Origin of the sequence: Sphingomonas sp. HT-1, from assembly GCF_048568905.1 — a bacterium.
GTDB lineage: Bacteria > Pseudomonadota > Alphaproteobacteria > Sphingomonadales > Sphingomonadaceae > Sphingomonas.
Map to the genome: position 1 here is coordinate 2,690,315 of NZ_CP183770.1, position 17,518 is coordinate 2,707,832.

19 protein-coding genes are annotated in these 17,518 nt (G+C 67.5%); 15 read left to right on the forward strand and 4 right to left on the reverse strand.

Annotated elements, in window-relative coordinates; genetic code table 11:
* Positions 1 to 13: 13 nt before the first annotated feature.
* Positions 14 to 949: a ribose-phosphate pyrophosphokinase gene (locus tag ACNFJ7_RS12460; protein ID WP_026009061.1), complete on the reverse strand. Its 936-nt coding sequence runs from the start codon at positions 947 to 949 to the stop codon at positions 14 to 16.
* Positions 950 to 1,065: 116 nt separating this feature from the next.
* On the opposite strand from ACNFJ7_RS12460, the gene gltX reads away from it, so the two are divergent.
* The 8 genes from gltX (at position 1,066) to ACNFJ7_RS12500 (ending at position 7,185) form a co-directional block, all read left to right on the forward strand.
* Positions 1,066 to 2,397, forward strand: coding sequence for a glutamate--tRNA ligase (gene gltX, locus ACNFJ7_RS12465; RefSeq protein ID WP_019369064.1), 1,332 nt, complete (start codon positions 1,066 to 1,068; stop codon positions 2,395 to 2,397).
* 90 nt (positions 2,398 to 2,487) lie between these two features.
* Complete coding sequence (locus ACNFJ7_RS12470) at positions 2,488 to 3,156, forward strand: energy transducer TonB (RefSeq protein WP_037513382.1); 669 nt, start codon at positions 2,488 to 2,490, stop codon at positions 3,154 to 3,156.
* A 64-nt stretch (positions 3,157 to 3,220) separates the two neighbouring features.
* Positions 3,221 to 3,568, forward strand: coding sequence for a hypothetical protein (locus tag ACNFJ7_RS12475; protein ID WP_019369066.1), 348 nt, complete (start codon positions 3,221 to 3,223; stop codon positions 3,566 to 3,568).
* A 14-nt stretch (positions 3,569 to 3,582) separates the two neighbouring features.
* Positions 3,583 to 4,548, forward strand: a complete 966-nt coding sequence (ribD, locus tag ACNFJ7_RS12480) for a bifunctional diaminohydroxyphosphoribosylaminopyrimidine deaminase/5-amino-6-(5-phosphoribosylamino)uracil reductase RibD (protein WP_019369067.1) — start codon at positions 3,583 to 3,585, stop codon at positions 4,546 to 4,548.
* Complete coding sequence (locus ACNFJ7_RS12485) at positions 4,530 to 5,138, forward strand: riboflavin synthase (RefSeq protein WP_019369068.1); 609 nt, start codon at positions 4,530 to 4,532, stop codon at positions 5,136 to 5,138. Before ribD ends, ACNFJ7_RS12485 begins: the two co-directional genes overlap by 19 nt.
* Positions 5,125 to 6,261: a 3,4-dihydroxy-2-butanone-4-phosphate synthase gene (gene ribB, locus ACNFJ7_RS12490; protein WP_058805462.1), complete on the forward strand. Its 1,137-nt coding sequence runs from the start codon at positions 5,125 to 5,127 to the stop codon at positions 6,259 to 6,261. The genes ACNFJ7_RS12485 and ribB overlap by 14 nt, the downstream gene beginning before the upstream one ends.
* The gene (gene ribH / locus ACNFJ7_RS12495) at positions 6,261 to 6,680 is read left to right on the forward strand and encodes a 6,7-dimethyl-8-ribityllumazine synthase (protein WP_019369069.1); all 420 of its coding nucleotides are present in this window, start codon (positions 6,261 to 6,263) and stop codon (positions 6,678 to 6,680) included. Before ribB ends, ribH begins: the two co-directional genes overlap by 1 nt.
* A 10-nt stretch (positions 6,681 to 6,690) precedes the next feature.
* Positions 6,691 to 7,185, forward strand: coding sequence for a hypothetical protein (locus tag ACNFJ7_RS12500; RefSeq protein WP_419724222.1), 495 nt, complete (start codon positions 6,691 to 6,693; stop codon positions 7,183 to 7,185).
* Here ACNFJ7_RS12500 and ACNFJ7_RS12505 read toward each other — a convergent pair.
* A complete protein-coding gene (locus tag ACNFJ7_RS12505; protein ID WP_019369071.1) occupies positions 7,173 to 8,288 on the reverse strand; it encodes an alkene reductase in 1,116 nt (371 codons plus the stop codon). The genes ACNFJ7_RS12500 and ACNFJ7_RS12505 overlap by 13 nt on opposite strands.
* A 55-nt stretch (positions 8,289 to 8,343) precedes the next feature.
* On the opposite strand from ACNFJ7_RS12505, the gene ACNFJ7_RS12510 reads away from it, so the two are divergent.
* The 5 genes from ACNFJ7_RS12510 (at position 8,344) to ACNFJ7_RS12530 (ending at position 13,809) form a co-directional block, all read left to right on the forward strand.
* Positions 8,344 to 9,249, forward strand: a complete 906-nt coding sequence (locus tag ACNFJ7_RS12510; protein ID WP_019369072.1) for a DMT family transporter — start codon at positions 8,344 to 8,346, stop codon at positions 9,247 to 9,249.
* A 39-nt stretch (positions 9,250 to 9,288) separates the two neighbouring features.
* The gene (locus ACNFJ7_RS12515) at positions 9,289 to 9,945 is read left to right on the forward strand and encodes a COQ9 family protein (RefSeq protein ID WP_019369073.1); all 657 of its coding nucleotides are present in this window, start codon (positions 9,289 to 9,291) and stop codon (positions 9,943 to 9,945) included.
* A 119-nt stretch (positions 9,946 to 10,064) separates the two neighbouring features.
* Positions 10,065 to 10,304, forward strand: coding sequence for a FeoA family protein (locus tag ACNFJ7_RS12520; RefSeq protein ID WP_019369074.1), 240 nt, complete (start codon positions 10,065 to 10,067; stop codon positions 10,302 to 10,304).
* Positions 10,301 to 12,157 (forward strand): ferrous iron transporter B, encoded by a 1,857-nt coding sequence (gene feoB, locus ACNFJ7_RS12525; RefSeq protein ID WP_019369075.1) that lies wholly within the window; start codon positions 10,301 to 10,303, stop codon positions 12,155 to 12,157. The genes ACNFJ7_RS12520 and feoB overlap by 4 nt, the downstream gene beginning before the upstream one ends.
* A gap of 56 nt (positions 12,158 to 12,213) precedes the next feature.
* Positions 12,214 to 13,809 (forward strand): lysine--tRNA ligase, encoded by a 1,596-nt coding sequence (locus ACNFJ7_RS12530; protein WP_019369076.1) that lies wholly within the window; start codon positions 12,214 to 12,216, stop codon positions 13,807 to 13,809.
* Positions 13,810 to 13,820: 11 nt separating this feature from the next.
* Here the strand turns inward: ACNFJ7_RS12530 and ACNFJ7_RS12535 are convergent, their stop codons facing one another.
* Both ACNFJ7_RS12535 and ACNFJ7_RS12540 read right to left on the reverse strand, forming a co-directional pair.
* A complete protein-coding gene (locus ACNFJ7_RS12535) occupies positions 13,821 to 14,939 on the reverse strand; it encodes an MFS transporter (protein WP_019369077.1) in 1,119 nt (372 codons plus the stop codon).
* 141 nt (positions 14,940 to 15,080) lie between these two features.
* Entirely contained in the window at positions 15,081 to 16,148 is a 1,068-nt protein-coding gene (locus ACNFJ7_RS12540) for an AI-2E family transporter (RefSeq protein WP_236704430.1), read from the reverse strand.
* Positions 16,149 to 16,265: 117 nt separating this feature from the next.
* On the opposite strand from ACNFJ7_RS12540, the gene ACNFJ7_RS12545 reads away from it, so the two are divergent.
* Positions 16,266 to 16,841, forward strand: coding sequence for a sigma-70 family RNA polymerase sigma factor (locus ACNFJ7_RS12545; RefSeq protein WP_019369079.1), 576 nt, complete (start codon positions 16,266 to 16,268; stop codon positions 16,839 to 16,841).
* A complete protein-coding gene (locus tag ACNFJ7_RS12550; RefSeq protein WP_019369080.1) occupies positions 16,834 to 17,505 on the forward strand; it encodes an anti-sigma factor in 672 nt (223 codons plus the stop codon). The genes ACNFJ7_RS12545 and ACNFJ7_RS12550 overlap by 8 nt, the downstream gene beginning before the upstream one ends.
* Positions 17,506 to 17,518: the final 13 nt, after the last annotated feature.

The window sequence follows — 17,518 nt, forward strand, 5'->3', positions numbered from 1 at the left end:
GGGCCAAGCAGGCTCAATCGAACAGGCTGGAAACCGAACTCTCGTCCGCGATGCGGCGGATCGCCTCGGCGATCAGCGGCGCGATGGTCAGGTGGCGGACCTTGTCGCTTTCCTCGATCACCTTGTGGTTGCCGATCGAATCGGTGATCACCAGCTCGCGCAGATCCGATGCCGCCACGCGCGCCACCGCCGCGCCCGAAAGCACGCCATGCGTACAATAAGCGACGACATCCTCGGCGCCCGCCGCCTTCAGCGCGGCGGCGGCGTTGCACAGCGTGCCCGCCGAATCGACGATATCGTCGATCAGGATGCAGAAGCGCCCCTTCACGTCGCCGATGATGTTCATCACCTCGGACTCGCCCGGCCGTTCGCGGCGCTTGTCGACGATGGCGAGCGGGGCATTGTCCAGCCGCTTGGCGAGCTGACGCGCGCGCACCACGCCGCCCACGTCGGGGGAGACGACCATCCACTGCTTGTCGATGAAGCGCGTCTGGATATCGGCCGACATCACCGGCGCGGCGAAGAGGTTATCGGTCGGGATATCGAAGAAGCCCTGGATCTGTCCCGCGTGCAGGTCGACCGATAGCACCCGGTTGGCGCCTGCGGTGGTGATCAGGTTGGCGACCAGCTTGGCCGAGATCGGCGTGCGCGGCCCCGGCTTCCGATCCTGGCGGGCATAGCCGAAATAGGGCAGCACCGCGGTGATCCGCTTGGCCGACGCGCGGCGCAGCGCATCGATCATCACCAGCAGTTCCATCAGATTGTCGTTCGCCGGGAAGCTGGTCGATTGCAGGACGAACACGTCCTCGCCGCGCACATTCTCCAGAATCTCGACGAAGATCTCCTCGTCGGCGAAGCGACGCACGTTCGCCTGCGTCAGGGGAATTTCCAGATAGTCTGCGATGGCGCTCGCCAGGGGCAGATTGGAATTGCCCGCCATGAGTTTCATTGGTTTTTGGCCTCCCGTGCCCCGTTGCGCGTATCCCGTGCCGCCCCCTTAGTGCGACGTTTCCATGACGCAAAGAGGGCATTGCCGCTGACCCTGTGCCAGCCTAGGCCGTCGCCATGACCGTGATCACCCGTTTCGCCCCCAGCCCCACCGGCACGCTGCATGTCGGCAACCTGCGGACCGCGCTCCACAATTGGCTGTTCGCGCGCCGCCATGGCGGCCGGTTCCTGCTGCGGATCGACGATACCGATGCCGCCCGCTCGGAAGAACGCTTCGTCGAAGCGATTCGCGCCGATCTCGCCTGGATGGGCCTGACCCCGGATGGCGAGGAGCGTCAGTCCGCGCGATTCGATCGATACGAAGCGCGCTTCGCCCAGCTGGTCGCCGATGGCCGCATCTATCCCGCCTATGAAACCGCGCAGGAACTGGAGCTGAAGCGCAAGGTGCTACTCGGCCGCGGTCTGCCGCCGGTCTATGATCGGGCAGCGCTGGCGCTCACCGAGGCCGACCGCGCAAAGCTGGAAGCCGACGGCGTCCGCCCGCACTGGCGCTTCAAGCTCGATCACGATGCCCCCATCGCCTGGGACGATCTGGTGCGCGGGCCGCAGCGTTTCGAAGCGAAGCTGCTGAGCGATCCGGTGGTGCGCCGCGCCGACGGCTCGTGGCTGTATCTGCTGCCCTCCGTGATCGACGATATCGACATGAGCATCACCCATGTCGTGCGCGGCGAGGACCATGTCTCCAACACCGCGACGCAGATCCAGATGTTCGACGCGCTGTCGGGCACGGTACCGGCCTTCGCGCACGAGGCCCTGCTCACCGGCGCGGAAGGCAAGCTGTCGAAGCGACTCGGGTCACTCGGCATCGCGCATTTCCGCGATGCGGGGATCGAGCCGGAAGCGCTGATCGCGCTGCTCGCCCGGCTCGGCACCAGCGACCCGGTCGAGCCCTTTGCTGACACCACGCCGCTGATCGCCAGCTTCGATTTCGGCCGCTTCGGCCGCGCGCCCGCCCGGTTCGACGAAGCCGAACTCGCCCAGCTCAATGCCCGAATCGTCCACCAGCTGGGGCATGCCCGTGTCGCCGATCGGCTGCCTGCCGGCATCGACGCGGCCGGGTGGGAAGCGATCCGCCCGAATCTTTCTACCGTCGCCGAGGCAGCGGACTGGTGGGCCGTAGTAGAAGGCCCGATCGCCGCGCCGCCCGTGGAAGCGGAAGATCGCGCCTTTCTCGATCAGGCCCGCGCCACCGCGCAGGCGCTCGACTGGTCGGCCGATCCGTGGCGCGCGCTCACCGAAGCGCTGAAGGCGGCCACCGGTCGCAAGGGCAAGGCGCTGTTCCTGCCCCTGCGCCGCGCGCTCACGGGTCGCGATCATGGCCCGGATATGGCTGCGCTGCTTCCGCTGATCGGCAAGGATCGTGCGCTGGAGCGCCTGGGCGCGGGGTGAACCGCTCCCGCTTTACGACGTTTATGTAATGTTGTACCATTTCCTTCATCCGGCGTTCACAGACCGGTGGTGGAGAAGGAGTGCAACGAAATGCATGCCGACACGCGCTATCATGCCAAGGCACCACGCTCGCTCAGCTTCGGGGCTGCGCTCGCGCTTAACGGCGCGATCCTTGCCGGATTGATCTTCTCGGCGCCGAACTTCCTGCCAAAACCCCAGAACAAGCCGTTCGAAGGCAAGAACATTCCGCTGCCCGTGCCGCCGCCGCCCACGCCCGCGAAGCCGCAACCGAAAAAGGTGCAGCCGCGCACGACCTCTCAGCCGCTGGCGCGCGATCCGATCGTGCCGACGCGCAGCGAAGCGACGATCGAAACCAGCACGGTTCTGCCCGACAGGCTTCCCACCATCGAAAAGCCCGCCGACCCCGGGCCGACCTTGGTCGTCGATCCGCCCAAGCCGATCCCGGCGCTGATCGGCGCCAGCCAGGACCCGCGCTACCTGCGGGATTTCCAGCCGGAATATCCTTCGCAGGAAATCCGCGCCCAGCGCGACGGCGTGGTGACGCTGCGGGTGCTGATCGGCGCGGACGGCCGGGTGAAGGCGGTGGAGCCGGTCAGCGCCACCAGCGACGCCTTCTTCGCCGTCACGCGGCGCCAGGCGCTCGGCAAGTGGCGCTTCCGCCCTGCAACGCGCGGCGGGATCGCCGAGGAAAGCTGGAAGACGATGACGGTGCGCTTCCGTCTCGAAGACGCACGCTGAAGCCCAGGGGATCGGGACGCGGGGGCTGGCCCTAGCCCGCCCGCGTCCCTATCTTTGGGCCGCGATGACCTTCCTCAAATATATCTCGCCGCTCCGGGCCCTTCGCGATCTGCGTGGCTATCTGGCGTCGCGCAAGCGCCACGAACTCTGGTTCATGCTGCTGGCGCTGGTGGTCACCTTCGTGGTGATCGTGGCGTTCGTGAAGGATTCGCACATCCCGGTGCCGTATCGGAAGAACATCATCTACGTCGAATCCTGGCCGATCACTCGCACCCAGGCGGAAATCCGCGCGCAGCAGAAGGTGGATGAAGCCAAGCGACTCGCCGATGAGGCAGCGCTCGCCGAACGCCGCAAGAAGCGCCAGGCCGAATTCAAGAAATACGACGACTGGCTCGAGAAGCACGGGATTTGAGCGACGCCCGCTGGATGGCGGCGGCGCTGGCGCTCGCCGAACGCGGTCGCGGCCGCACCGCGCCCAATCCCAATGTCGGTTGCGTGCTTGTGCGCGACGGGCACGTCGTCGGGCGCGGCTGGACGCAGCCGGGCGGTCGCCCGCACGCCGAGGCGATGGCACTCGCCCAGGCCGGCGACAAGGCGCGCGGTGCCACCGCCTATGTCACACTGGAGCCCTGCGCCCATGAATCACCGCGCGGTCCAGCCTGCGCCGATCTGCTCGTTCAGACGCGAGTCGCGCGCGTGGTGGCGGCGCTGCGCGATCCCGATCCACGCACCGACGGCAGCGGCTTCGCCCGCCTGTATGATGCTGGAATACAAGTAGAATTCGGCGTGCTTGAAGCCGAAGCCCGGCGCAGCATGGCCGGCTTCCTCACGCGCCTGGCCCACGGGCGGCCGCATATCACGCTGAAGCTCGCCACGTCGCTCGACGGTCGCATCGCCCTCTCCACCGGCGAAAGCAAATGGATCACCGGTCCGCAGGCCCGTGCCCATGCCCATCTCGAACGCGCCCGGCACGACGCCATCCTGGTCGGCCGCGGCACCTTCCTCGCCGATTCGCCGAAGCTCGACGTGCGGCTGCCCGGCCTCGGCGATCGGGCGCCACGACGTATCCTGCTCTCCTCAACGGGCCCTACTCCGCCCGGCTGGGAACGCGTCGCCGATATGCGCGATGTTCGCGATCTTTCGGCCATCGATTCCCTGATGGTTGAAGGCGGCGCCAAGGCCGCTACCGCCTTTCTCCGCGCCGATTGGGTCGACCGGCTGCTGCTCTACCGCGCGCCGATCCTGATCGGCGGCGGCAAACCCGCGGTCGAGGGGTTTGGCCTCGCCGCATTGTCCGAGGCGCATGATCGCTGGCGCCTGCTGGACTCTCGACTGCTTGGCAGCGATCGGTTCGAGGTCTACGAGCGCAACGCATGTTCACCGGAATCGTAAGCGATGTCGGCACGATCGACGCGGTAGAGCGCCAGGGCGACCTGCGCGTGCGCGTGGCGACGGCCTATCCCACCCATGAGATCGATCTCGGCGCCTCGGTCGCCTGTTCGGGCGTGTGCCTGACGGTGGTCGACAAGGGGCCAGGCTGGCTCGACTTCGACGTGTCGGGCGAGACCGTCTCGCGCACCGCCGACGACCAGTGGACCGCCGGCCGCAAGCTCAACCTCGAGCGCGCGCTGCGTCTGGGCGACGAGCTTGGCGGCCATATCGTCACCGGGCATGTCGACGGCATCGGGCGGGTGAAGCTGATCGAGGCGATCGATGGCTCGCACCATGTCGTGATCGCGGCAGGGCCGGAAATCGCGCCGTACGTCGCGCCCAAGGGCTCGATCACCGTCGACGGCGTGTCGCTGACGGTCAACGCGGTGGACGATACGCCCGAGGGCGTCGAATTCCACCTCAACATCATTCCGCACACCGCGGCCGTCACCACCTTCGCCACGCTGGCGGAAGGCCAGGCGGTCAATCTGGAGATCGACGTGCTGGCGCGCTATCTTCAGCGCATGGAGGCATTGCGTGCCAAAGGCTGAACTCGCCGCGCTCAAGCACGGCTTCCTCTCCTCGCCCGAGGAACTGATCGACGAGGCCCGCAACGGCCGGATGTTCATCCTGGTCGATGACGAGGATCGCGAGAATGAAGGCGATCTGGTCATCCCGGCGCAGATGGCGACGCCCGACGCGATCAACTTCATGGCCAAGTACGGCCGCGGGCTGATCTGCCTCGCCATGACCAAGACGCGGGTCGACCAGCTCGGGCTCGAGCTGATGAGCCGCGCCAACGGCACCCGGCACGAAACCGCCTTCACCGTCTCGATCGAAGCCAAGGAAGGCGTGACCACCGGCATCTCCGCCGCCGACCGCGCCCGCACCATCTCGGTCGCAATCGACGCGAGCAAGGACCGGGCGGACATCGTAACCCCGGGCCATGTCTTTCCGCTGGTCGCGCGCGACGGCGGCGTGCTGGTCCGCGCCGGCCATACCGAGGCGGCGGTGGACGTCGCCCGCCTCGCCGGGCTCAACCCCGCCGGCGTGATCTGCGAGATCATGAAGGACGACGGGACGATGGCGCGGCTCGACGACCTCGTCGGCTTCGCCCAGCTCCACAACCTCAAGATTGGCACGATCCGCGACCTGATCGCCTATCGCCGCCGCCACGACCATCTCGTCGAGCAGCGTGCCGAGGCCAGCTTCACCAGCGAATGGGGCGGCGAGTGGCGCGCGCTCACCTTCTGGAACAAGGCGACCGGCAGCGAGCAGGTCGCGTTGGTCAAGGGCCGGATCGATCCCGACAAGCCGACGCTCGTGCGGATGCACGCGCTGTCGCCCTTTGCAGACGTGTTCGGCGAAGGCGGTCCGCGCGGCGGGCTGCTGCGCAAGTCGATGGAGATCATCGGCAAGGAAGGTGCCGGCGTGATCGTGGTGATCAACCGCCCCCGCCCCGACGGCTATACCGTGGCGCTGCAGACCCGCAGCGGCGCGATCCCGCCCAAGGACATGGACGAGCTGCGCGACTATGGCGTCGGCGCGACCATCCTCACCGAACTCGGCGTGCAGGAGATGATCCTGCTCTCCAACACCCATCACACGCTGATCGGGCTCGACGGCTACGGCCTGTCGATCGCCGGCACGCGCCCCATCGACTCGGAGCAATAATGGCCAACGTCCTCATCGTCGAAGCGCGCTTCTACGAGCATCTCAACGACCTGCTGATCGCCGGCGCCAAGGCGGCGATCGAGGCGGCGGGCCACAAGGCCGAGGTGATCACCGTGCCGGGCGCGCTGGAGATCCCGGGCGCGGTCGCGCTGGCGGCGGACAGCGGCCGCTACGACGCCTTCGTCGCGATCGGCGTGGTGATCCGCGGCGAGACCTATCATTTCGAAATCGTCGCGGGCGAAAGCGCGCGCGGGCTGATGGCGCTGTCGATGGACGGCGTCGCGATCGGCAACGGCATCCTGACGGTGGAGAACGAGGCGCAGGCGCTGGTCCGCGCCGATCCGAAGCAGAAGGACAAGGGCGGCGAGGCGGCCAAGGCGGCGCTGGCGATGCTCGCGCTCAAGGCCAAGTTCGGCTGATCCCATGGACATGCCGCCCTCCCGCTACCGAGTAGAAGAGCGGGGGCGGCGGTTGGTCGTGGTGGACCGCACCACCGGGCGCGAAGTGTCCCAAAGCAAATCTCCCCTTCCGCTTGCGGGAGAGGTCGGGGGAGGGGGTGGCCGTACCGGCCGACGGCGTGTCGGGGGAGATCCTCCCCCCGCCCCTCCCGCAAGCGGAAGGGGTGCGCAAGGCTGGCGGTTCGGGATCCAACGGCCGAGAACCACACCCGATAGTTTCGTCACCCGCAGCTGGTTCGACGCCAAGGCGCCGCGCACGATCAAGCTCAACTATACCGCGCATTCGCGGCTGGCGGCGCTGCGCTTCGGCGGTGCCATCCTCATCGCGCTGCTGGTGACGGGCAGCTTCCTGTTCTGGCCGTGGTTTCCCTTCCTGATCGGCATGGTGCTGGCCCCACCAAAAATGCGTGCGCATTTCCGCGCGGCCAGCACCCGCTGGATCGATGGCTTCGATCAGGCCGACTGAAGCGCGAGCTCGTCGGCGGTCGGGTAGTCGGTATAGCCCTCGGCCCCGCCGACGTAGAACAGTTCCTCGCGCTGCGGATTGAGCGGCAGGCCCTCGCGAAGGCGGCGCGGCAGATCCGGATTGGCGAGGAAGGTGCGGCCGAACGCGATCGCATCGGCCTCGCCCGCATCGAGCGCCGCCTGGGCGCTGGCCGCATCATAGTCCGAGTTGAGCGCCAGCACGCCGCGATACACCTTCCGCATCACCGGATGGATCGGCGGCTGGTCGGGCTCGCCCCGGCTGCCGCCCGGGCGCGGCTCGCGCATCTCGAGGAACGCAACGCCGATTTCGTCGAGCGCCGCCGCGGCGGCTTCGAACAGCGGCACCGGGTTGCTGTCGTTGACGCCCTGCACCTCGCCATTGGGCGAGAGGCGCACGCCGGTGCGATCGGCGCCAACCGTGTCGACCACGCGCTGGCTCACTTCGCGGAGCAGGCGGATGCGGTTTTCGACCGACCCGCCATATTCGTCCTCGCGGAAGTTGGAATTGTCGCGCAGAAACTGGTCGATCAAATAGCCATTGGCGGCGTGGATCTGCACTCCGTCAAAGCCGGCGCGGATCGCGTTCTGGGCCGCGCGTTCATAATCGGCGAGAATGCCGGGGATCTCGTCGGTACGCAGCGGACGCGCCTGGGTGTAGGGCCGCTTGATCTCGCCGGAATCCTCCGCCGGATAGGTGCGCACTTCACCGGGCGCGGTAGTCGCCGAGGCGGAGACCGGCGGCTCGCCGCCGAGAAAGTCCGAATGCACCAGCCGGCCCATGTGCCAGAGCTGCGAGACGATCTTGCCGCCGGCTTCATGGACCGCGGCGGTGATCGGCTTCCACGCCTCGACCTGCTCGTCGCTCCAGATGCCGGGCGCATAGGCCCAGCCGAGCCCCTGCTGGCTGATCCCGGTCGCCTCGGTGATGATGAGCCCGGCACTGGCGCGCTGGCGGTAATAGTCGGCCATGATCGGCGTCGGGACATGGCCGCGCGTCGCACGGCCGCGAGTGAGCGGCGACATCCATACGCGATTGGCGGCATGGATCGCGCCGACTTGAATCGGATCGAACAGGCTGGGCATTGAAATTCCCTTATGCAGCTTGTGACTTGAGCGAGATAGGGCGCTACAGGGCGCCATGCATCGCAACGCATCGACAACAAAAACTACCCCGGCACGAAGCCATGTTGCGACGGCGCTGATTGCGGCGCTGATCGCCAATGCCGCGCTCGCCACCGGCCCGTTGTTCGTGCGAATGGCGGATGTGGGGCCGGTGTCGGCGGCGTTCTGGCGGCTGATCATCGCCACGCCGATCCTGTTCGCGGCGGCGACCGCGATGGGGGAGAAGCCGATCGCCGCCGGACGTGGACGCTGGTGGATCCTTTCCATCGCCGGCGTGATCTTCGCGCTCGATCTAGCCAGCTGGCATATCGGCATCGTTCGCACCACGCTCGCCAACTCGACGCTCTTCGGCAATTCGGCATCGCTGATCTTCCCGATCTACGGTTTCGTGATCGCGCGCGCCTGGCCGAGCAAGATGCAGGGCGCGGCGCTGCTGCTCGCGGCAATCGGCGGCGCGTTGCTGCTCGGGCGCTCGGCCGAGCTTTCCTCGCGGCATCTGGCAGGCGACCTGTTCTGCCTGCTCGCCGGCGTGTTCTATGCCGTCTATTTCGCGCTGATGGCGCGGGTGCGCACCTCGCTGGGGCCCGTGCCGGCGTTGGCGCTGTCGTCACTCGCCACCATCCCGCCGCTGCTGGTGATCGCGCTGGCAATGGGCGAGCAGATCGTGCCGCACCTCTGGTGGCCCTTGCTCGCGCTCGCCATCGTCAGCCAGCTGATCGGCCAAGGCTGCATGATCTACGCGCTCGGCCATCTTTCGCCGCTGGTGATCGGCATCGCGCTGCTGGTGCAGCCGGCAGTGGGCGCGGCGCTGGGCTGGATCATTTTCGACGAGAAGCTCGCTGCCGCCGACCTGTTCGGCGCGGCGCTGGTCGCGGCGGCGCTGGTGCTGGTGCGGCAAGGGGCGGTACGGTCCAAGGGGTAGCCGGTTGCCGGGGCGCGGCTTCGCGCCTAAATCAAGGCCATGGATCTCGCCGACGCCACCCTCGATGAACTGCGCGCGGCGCTCGCGCCGTCGCTTGCCGCCAACGCCGCCTTCGATGGCTGGAACACGCGGGCGCTCGATGCCACCGCCGATGCGATGGGCGTCGATCGCGACGTGGCGCGACTTGCTTTCTCGGGCGGCCCGCTGGCGATGATCGACGCATGGTTCGCGCATATCGACCGCGCGATGCTGGACGAACTTTCGCCCGAGACGCTGGCGGGCATGAAGATTCGCGCGCGCATCACCGCGCTGGTTGAGGCCCGGCTGGCGCTGCTCGCTCCCTATCGCGATGCGCTGCGCCGCGCGCTGGCGATCCTCGCCATGCCACAGAACCTGACCCGCGCCAGCAAGCTCGGTTGGCGCGCGGCGGATGCGATGTGGCGCGCAGCCGGGGACACCGCTACCGACTATAACCACTATACCAAGCGGATGACGCTCGGCAGCGTCTATGCCGCCACCATCGCGGTGTTCGTGCAGGACGAAAGCGAGGAATGGGCGGACACCCGCGCCTTTCTAGGCCGCCGGATCGAAGGGATCATGCGCTTCGAAAAGGCCAAGGCTGGATTCGTGGCACGCACCGGCAACCGGCCCAGCCTTTCGCGGTTCATTGGCCGCCTACGCTACCCGGCAATTTGACCGAGATGCCTGCGTTCTCCCGGGCGACACGGTGCGCAGGCACTAGCCATGCGGTCGAGTAATTGATAATCGCTCGCAGCATGGACGCTTCCGCCGCGGTTTCAGGGCCCGTACGCCTCATGCAATTGCGCCCCAATGCCCTCGGCACCGTCGCCGGCGTGGATTGGGACCGACTCGCCGAACCCGAAGCGCGCCGTCTGCGCGAACTTGGGTTGGATGAAGGCGTGGAGGTGGAGCTGCTGCGCCGGTCTGGCCTGTTCGGCGGCCCGCTGGCGTGCCGAATCGGCCGCATGACGGTGGCACTGCGCCGTCACGTCGCCGCCGCTATCCATGTCACACCCCGGACCGGCGCGGCATGAACGCCACGCCGCTGGTGGCGCTGGTCGGCAATCCCAATGCCGGCAAGAGCGCCCTGTTCAACGCACTGACCGGCGCGCGGCAGAAAGTGGGCAATTATCCCGGCGTGACCGTCGAGCGCCACTCGGGCCGCATGGCCCTGCCGGATGGCCGGCCGATCGAGCTGATCGACCTGCCCGGCGCGTACAGCCTCGATCCCTCCAGCCCCGACGAGCAGGTGACGCGCGACGTGCTGCTCGGCCGCCAGCAGGGCGAACGGCTGCCCGATGCCATCCTGACCGTGGTCGACGCATCTAACCTCGACAATCACTTGCGTTTCACGCTTCAACTGATCGCGCTGGGGCTGCCGATCGTGGTCGTGCTCAACATGATCGATCTAGCGGAGCGCGACGGCCTGAAACTCAACCCGGAAGCGCTCGAGCGCGAGCTGGGCGTGCCGGTGGTCGCCACCGTGGCGGTGCGTCGCCGCGGGCTCGACGCGCTCAAGGAGCGCATGGCCGAGATGGTGCGGGGGGTGAACAAGATTCGCCCGTCCGTGGGTGTCGAGCACGACATCGTTCTGCTTCAGCGCCGCGCACGACAAATTGCCACCACCGTCACCGTGTCCGAAACCGCCGCGCGCCGGTGGACGCACCGGCTTGATGCACTGTTCCTCCATCCGGTCGCCGGGCCGGTGATCCTGCTGGCCACGATGTTCCTGATGTTCCAGGCGGTGTTCGCCTGGTCAGAGGCGCCGATCGGCTGGATCGAAGCCGGCATGGCATGGCTGGGTGCCGAAGTGGGCACCGCGCTGCCCGATGGCGTGCTGCGTTCGCTGATCGTCGACGGCGTGATCGCCGGCGTGGGCGCGGTGGTGGTGTTCCTGCCGCAGATCCTGATCCTGTTCGCCTTCATTCTGGTGCTGGAGGCGACCGGCTACATGGTTCGCGCCGCCTTTCTGATGGACCGGGTGATGGCGAGCGTCGGGCTCTCGGGCCGCGCTTTCATCCCGCTCCTCTCCAGCTTCGCCTGCGCAGTGCCGGGCATCATGGCGACGCGCACCATTTCCGACGAGAAGGATCGCCTGACAACGATCCTGATAGCGCCGCTGATGACCTGTTCGGCGCGGCTGCCGGTCTACACCATCATCATCGGCGCGCTGATTCCCGATCGCGCCGTGCTGCCCGGCATCGGATTGCAGGGGCTGGTGCTATTCTGCCTGTACGTCCTCGGCATTGTCGGCGCCTTCTGCGCGGCGATGGTGCTGCGTCGCACGGTGACCAAGGGCGCCACCTCCGGCTTCATGATGGAAATGCCCAAATATCAGTGGCCGCGCCTGCGCGACGTGCTGCTGGGCCTGTGGCAGCGCGCGCTGATCTTCCTCAAACGCGCAGGCACGATCATCCTCTACACCACCGTGGTACTCTGGGCGCTGCTGAGCTTCCCCAAGCCGCCTGAGGGCAGCACGGTTTCCAAAGTCGACTATTCGATCGCAGGGCGGATCGGCAACGGCCTGCAGACCATCGTTGCGCCGATCGGCTTCAACCGCGACATGGCGCTGGCGCTGATCCCGGCCATGGCGGCGCGGGAGGTTGCCGTGGCGGCCATCGGCACCGTCTATGCCATCGACAATGCCGATGACGCGACAGGGGAGGCTTCGATCCGCGAGCAGCTCCAGCGGCATTGGAGCCTGCCAAGCGCGCTCGCCTTCCTGATGTGGTTCGTGTTCGCGCCGCAATGCATCTCGACCATCGCGGTGACGCGGCGAGAGACCAACGGCTGGAAATGGCCAGCCTTCATGATCGGCTATCTGTTCGCGCTGGCCTATGTCGCGGCGGGGATCACCTATTGGAGCGCGATCGGGCTGGGCTTTTAACGGCTGGGCCTCTAGCAATTGCATCCCCGGCTCGAAAACGGCAGAGGCGGGGGACTATGAGCACCGTATCCCCCGAACTCCGCGCTGCTGCGCTCGTCTCCAAGGCTTGGCCCTATGAAGAGGCGCGCAAGCTGCTCAAACGCTACCCGCAGATCGCAGAGGGTGGCGCGCCGGAGAAAGGCCATGTGCTGTTCGAGACCGGTTACGGTCCCTCGGGGCTGCCGCATATCGGCACGTTCAACGAAGTGCTGCGCACCACCATGGTCCGTCGCGCCTTCGAGAGCCTGTGCGATGTCCCCACCCGCCTGATCGCGTTCAGCGACGACATGGACGGCCTGCGCAAGGTGCCGGACAATGTGCCGAACCAGGAAATGCTGCGCGAACATCTCGGCAAGCCGCTCACCCAGGTGCCCGATCCGTTCGGGAAGTATGAGAGCTTCGCGCACCACAACAACGCGCGTCTGCGCGAATTCCTCGACCAGTTCGGCTTCGAGTACGAATTCGCCTCGTCCACCGACTATTACACCGGCGGCCGCTTCGACGACGCGCTGCGCAAGGTGCTTCGCCATTATCAGGGCATCATGGACGTGATGCTGCCGACGCTTCGCGCCGAGCGCCAGGCGACCTATTCGCCGGTGCTGCCGATCAGCCCCAAGTCGGGCATCGTGCTGCAGGTGCCGGTCGAGGTCGTCGATGCCGAGGCCGGGCTGATCGCCTTCGAGGACGAGGGCGAGCGGATCGTCCAGTCGGTTCTCGGCGGCAAGGCCAAGCTCCAGTGGAAGGTCGACTGGGCGATGCGCTGGGTCGCCCTCGACGTCGATTACGAGATGGCGGGCAAGGACCTGATCGACTCGGTCACCCAGTCCGGCAAGATCGCGCGCGTGCTCGGCGGCCGCCCGCCCGAGGGCTTCAACTACGAGATGTTCCTCGACGAAAAGGGCGAGAAGATCTCCAAGTCCAAGGGCAACGGCCTCAGCCTCGAGCAGTGGCTGACCTATGGCCCCGAGGAGAGCATCGCCTTCTACGCCTATCGCGAGCCCAAAAAGGCCAAGCAGCTGCACCTGGGCGTGATCCCGCGCGCGATCGACGAGTATTGGCAGTTCCGCAGCAACTATGCCGGCCAGCCGATCGAGCAGAAGCTGGGCAACCCGGTCCACCACATCCACAATGGCGAGCCGCCGGCGGAGACGCTGCCGGTCACCTTCGGGCTGCTGCTCAACCTGGTCGGCGTGATGGGCGAGGCGACCAAGGAGCAGGTCTGGGGCTATCTGACCAACTATGTGCCCGATGCGAACCCGGAAACCTATCCGGCGCTCGATCGGCTGATCGGCTATGCGCTTGCCTATGCCCGCGATTTCGTCGCGCCGACGCTGAAGAAGCGCGCACCGGCGAGCGTGGAGGTCGAGGCGCTGCAGCGCCTCGACGCCCAACTAGCCGCGCTGCCGGCAGATGCGCCTGCCGAGGCTATTCAGGACCAAGTGTACGAGATCGGCAAGACCGCAGGCTTCGAGAATCTACGCGACTGGTTCAAGGCGCTGTACGAGACGCTGCTCGGATCCGAGCAGGGGCCCCGCATGGGCAGCTTCATTGCGCTCTACGGGATCGAAAACAGCCGGAAGCTGATCGCCGAGGCGCTGGCACGCGCCGCCTGACCCGTTTGCGGTCAGGCGCGCTTGCGGCCGGCGAGCACCGCCACGCCCAGGATCGCCAAGCCGCCCAGTGCCAGCAGCGCGCCGACCCAGCCCGTCGACGTCCAGCCATAGCCGGCGGCGATCGCCAGGCCGCCCAGCCAAGGGCCCAGCGCATTGGCGGTGTTGAACGCCGAATGGTTGAGCGCCGCTGCCAGCGCCTGCGCCTCGCCTGCCACGTCCATCAGCCGGGTCTGCAGCACGGGCCCGAGCGCACCGGCGAAGCCGATCGCGAACACATCGACCGAAATCCACACCAGCGACTGCGCCGCGAGTGGATAGAGCGCGAGCGCGGCCGCGCTGCCGAGCAGCAGCGCGGCGCCTGTCGGCATCAGTGCGCGATCGGCGAAACGCGGTACCACCAGGTTGCCGGCGATCATGCCCGACCCGAAAATAGCCAGCACCAGCGGCACCGCCCAAGCGGGCGTGCCGGTGACGTGCATCAGCGTCGAGGCGACATAGGTGTAGACGCAGAACAATCCCCCAAAGCCGATCGCGCTCACCCCCAGCGTCAGCCACACCTGCCCGTTGGCCAGGGCGCCGAGTTCCCGCAAGGGGCTCGCTCCCGGCTCCGGCCGGTCCTTGGGCGCCAGCCAGACGACCAGCGCGACGGTGAGCAGCGCCAGCGCCGCAACCACCGCAAACCCCCAGCGCCAGCCCACCGCCTGGCCCAGCCAGTTGGCCGCGGGCACGCCCAGCACGGTGGAGATCGCCAGGCCCAGCATCACGCGCCCCACCGCCTGCGAACGCTGGTCGTAGCGGACGAGCGACGCCGCAACGAGCGCGGCGATGCCGAAATAGGCGCCGTGCGGCAGCCCGCTCAGGAACCGGAACAGCAGCATCCAGGGATAGCTGGGCGCCAGTGCGCTCATCGCGTTGAACAGCGCAAAGCTCGCCATCAGCCCGATCAGCAGCGTCCGGCGCGACCATTTCGCTGCCGCCACCGACAGCAGCGGCGCCCCGACCACTACTCCGAGCGCATAGGCGCTGATCACGTGACCGGCAGTCGGTTCGTCGATGCCGAGGCCGGCGGAAAAATAGGGCAGCAAGCTCATCGTCGCGAATTCGGTGGTGCCGATCGCGAATCCGCCCATGGCCAGGGCGAAGTGGACGAGACCCGGCGAGCGGGTAGCGGGGTGGGACAGGGGGGCGTGCACGCCGGGCAAATGGGTTTGCTGCAGTGCAGCGTCAACGCCCCTTCGCTGCAACCGTCCGTGCAGCACCTGCAACCATCGTCAAGGCGCGGGCGGCGCCGCTGCCTCGGGGCGATCGAGCAGTCGAGTGAACACCGCCTGCGCCAGCGCCGCGACCAGCGGGCCGACGAGCAAGCCGTCGAAGCCGAACGCTTCCACGCCGCCGAGCGTGGAAAGCAGCACGATGAAATCGGGCATCTTGGTTTCTGATCCGATCAGGATCGGTCGCAGGATATTGTCGACCATGCCGATCACGAACAGCCCGCACAACACCAGGATCACCGCCTGGATCACCTGGCCCGTCGCCAGCAGGTACAGCGCGACCGGCAGCCAGACCAACCCGGTTCCTACCGCCGGCAGCAACGCCGCGACCGCCATCACCAACCCCAGCAGCAGCCAACTCTCGATCCCGAGCAGCGCCAGCACCGCTCCGCCGACCGCGCCTTGAGCAAGCGCCACGAAGATGCCGCCCTTGACGGTGGCCCGCACAACGGTGACGAACGTGGCGTCGATCACTGCCTGATAGCCGGCATCGATCGGCGCCAGTGCAGCCATTCGCCGCACCAGCTTCTCGCCGTCGCGCAGGAAGAAAAAGCCCAGATAGAGGATCACGATCAGCGACAGCAGAACGTTCAGCACGCCGCCACCGAACGCCAGCGCCTGGTTGGCGAAGGCGGGCATGCCGCGGCCCAGCCCCGCGACCACGCGCGACTGGATCGCCTCGAAATCGCCCAGGCCGGCCCGGGCGAGCAAGCCGCGCACGCTGTCCGGAAGGTGCGCGACCGCGCTTTCCAAAGCCGAGGCCGGATTGAACCTACCGGAAGCAAGACCCTGATAGAGCGCGGCGACCTGATCGATTGCCACTGCCAGCAGCAAGCCCATAGGCAACAGCAGCGTGAGCGACATGGCGGCCAGGGCGACGAGCGCGGCGCGATTTTCCTGGCCGGGGTTCCGCGCGAGGTACCAGCGCTTGACCGGCAGGAACAGGATCGTGCCGACGATGCTCCACAGGATCTCGTCAAGGAACGGCAGGAAAACGCGAAAGCACAGCAGCGCCAGAACCACCACCACCAGCGGCAGCGCCATCGATCGAACCCAGTTTGCCGGCACCCCTTGCTCCTGCCCTTGCGTCCCGCTGTGACGACGTAGCGGGTCGACGGGCGCTTCGTCCAGCGCCGCGCCGAACCGCGCTTGCCCGCGCCGGATTAGTCGTTACACCGTTGGCTCGTGGCTTCCCCCACTCCTTCTGCCGGCGAGGGTGCGCGCGCCCTGCTCGTCCAGGCGCTGGCCGATGTCGCGCAGGGCGACCGCGCGGCGCTCAAAACCGTCTATGATCTGACGGCGGCGAAGCTGATGGGCGTCTGCCTGCGTATCTGCCAGGACCGCGAGGCGGCGGAGGACGTGATGCAGGAAGTGTTCCTGAAGATCTGGAATCGGGCCGGGCGCTTCGATGCGGCGCGCGCCAGCCCGATCACCTGGCTGTGCGTGATCGCGCGCAACAGCGCCGTCGATTGGCGGCGAACGCGCGGCTTAGGCGAGGCCGCGCCGATCGATGCAGCGATGGACGTGCCGGACGGCGCCGACTCGGCCGAAGCACGGCTGCAAGCAGTGGAGATGCAGGCGCGCATCTTTTCCTGCATCGAGGCGCTGGAGGAAAAGCAGCGAGGCGCGATCCGCGCCGCCTTTTTCAACGGGCGCACCTATCCCGAACTGGCCCAGGCCGCGGCCGTGCCGCTGGGAACGATGAAAAGCTGGATCCGACGTGGGCTGCTCCAGCTCAGGGGATGTCTCGGCGATGGCTGATCCGCTGCTGCCGGAAGAGGAAGACGTGGTGCTCGCGGCCGAACTCGCGCTGGGCCTGCTGGACGGCGCCGAGCTCGCCGCTGCCCGCCGGCGGCAGCTTGCCGATCCTGCCTTTGCCGCCTCGGTGGAGCGCTGGGCACTGGACTTCGCACCGATGGCGCAGGAAGTTGCCGAAGCGGGGCCCGCACCCGGGCTTTGGGATCGGATCGCGGCGCGGTTGCCGGGGGCGGACGATCGCCGCCTTGTCCTCGCCGTCCGGCGCTGGCGCGCACTGGCGGTTGCCGCGAGCGCGGCAGCGGCGGCGCTGCTGGTAATCCTCCTGCTGCCGCCGGAACCAGCGGTGGTCGCGCAGATCACCGGCAGCGAAGGTGCCATTTTCCAGGCGCGTTATGACGGCGCGCAGGGCATGCTCCACGTCCGCACCGAAGCGATGCCCGCCACCAGGCTGGCGCCCGAGCTTTGGGTTATCCCGGCTGGCGGCAAACCGGTATCGCTGGGACTGGTGGCGAACCGCGGGGGGCGCGACGTTGCGGTGGCGCCAGCCCATCGCGCGCTGCTCGCCGAAGGAGCGACGCTTGCCATCACGATGGAAGAACCCGCCAGCGCGCCGCATGCCGGACCCAGCGGTCCGCCGGTCGCGGCAGGAAAGATACTAATTTTTTAGAAACCGCTGCATC

Excerpts from the sequence above, each read along its gene's own strand:
- ACNFJ7_RS12460 (WP_026009061.1), bottom strand. The coding sequence starts at position 949 with ATGAAACTCATGGCGGGCAATTCCAATCTGCCCCTGGCGAGCGCCATC.
- gltX (WP_019369064.1), top strand. The coding sequence starts at position 1,066 with ATGACCGTGATCACCCGTTTCGCCCCCAGCCCCACCGGCACGCTGCAT.
- ACNFJ7_RS12470 (WP_037513382.1), top strand. The coding sequence starts at position 2,488 with ATGCATGCCGACACGCGCTATCATGCCAAGGCACCACGCTCGCTCAGC.
- ACNFJ7_RS12475 (WP_019369066.1), top strand. The coding sequence starts at position 3,221 with ATGACCTTCCTCAAATATATCTCGCCGCTCCGGGCCCTTCGCGATCTG.
- ribD (WP_019369067.1), top strand. The coding sequence starts at position 3,583 with ATGGCGGCGGCGCTGGCGCTCGCCGAACGCGGTCGCGGCCGCACCGCG.
- ACNFJ7_RS12485 (WP_019369068.1), top strand. The coding sequence starts at position 4,530 with ATGTTCACCGGAATCGTAAGCGATGTCGGCACGATCGACGCGGTAGAG.
- ribH (WP_019369069.1), top strand. The coding sequence starts at position 6,261 with ATGGCCAACGTCCTCATCGTCGAAGCGCGCTTCTACGAGCATCTCAAC.
- ACNFJ7_RS12500 (WP_419724222.1), top strand. The coding sequence starts at position 6,691 with ATGCCGCCCTCCCGCTACCGAGTAGAAGAGCGGGGGCGGCGGTTGGTC.
- ACNFJ7_RS12505 (WP_019369071.1), bottom strand. The coding sequence starts at position 8,288 with ATGCCCAGCCTGTTCGATCCGATTCAAGTCGGCGCGATCCATGCCGCC.
- ACNFJ7_RS12510 (WP_019369072.1), top strand. The coding sequence starts at position 8,344 with ATGCATCGCAACGCATCGACAACAAAAACTACCCCGGCACGAAGCCAT.
- ACNFJ7_RS12515 (WP_019369073.1), top strand. The coding sequence starts at position 9,289 with ATGGATCTCGCCGACGCCACCCTCGATGAACTGCGCGCGGCGCTCGCG.
- ACNFJ7_RS12520 (WP_019369074.1), top strand. The coding sequence starts at position 10,065 with ATGCAATTGCGCCCCAATGCCCTCGGCACCGTCGCCGGCGTGGATTGG.
- feoB (WP_019369075.1), top strand. The coding sequence starts at position 10,301 with ATGAACGCCACGCCGCTGGTGGCGCTGGTCGGCAATCCCAATGCCGGC.
- ACNFJ7_RS12530 (WP_019369076.1), top strand. The coding sequence starts at position 12,214 with ATGAGCACCGTATCCCCCGAACTCCGCGCTGCTGCGCTCGTCTCCAAG.
- ACNFJ7_RS12535 (WP_019369077.1), bottom strand. The coding sequence starts at position 14,939 with ATGGGCGGATTCGCGATCGGCACCACCGAATTCGCGACGATGAGCTTG.
- ACNFJ7_RS12550 (WP_019369080.1), top strand. The coding sequence starts at position 16,834 with ATGGCTGATCCGCTGCTGCCGGAAGAGGAAGACGTGGTGCTCGCGGCC.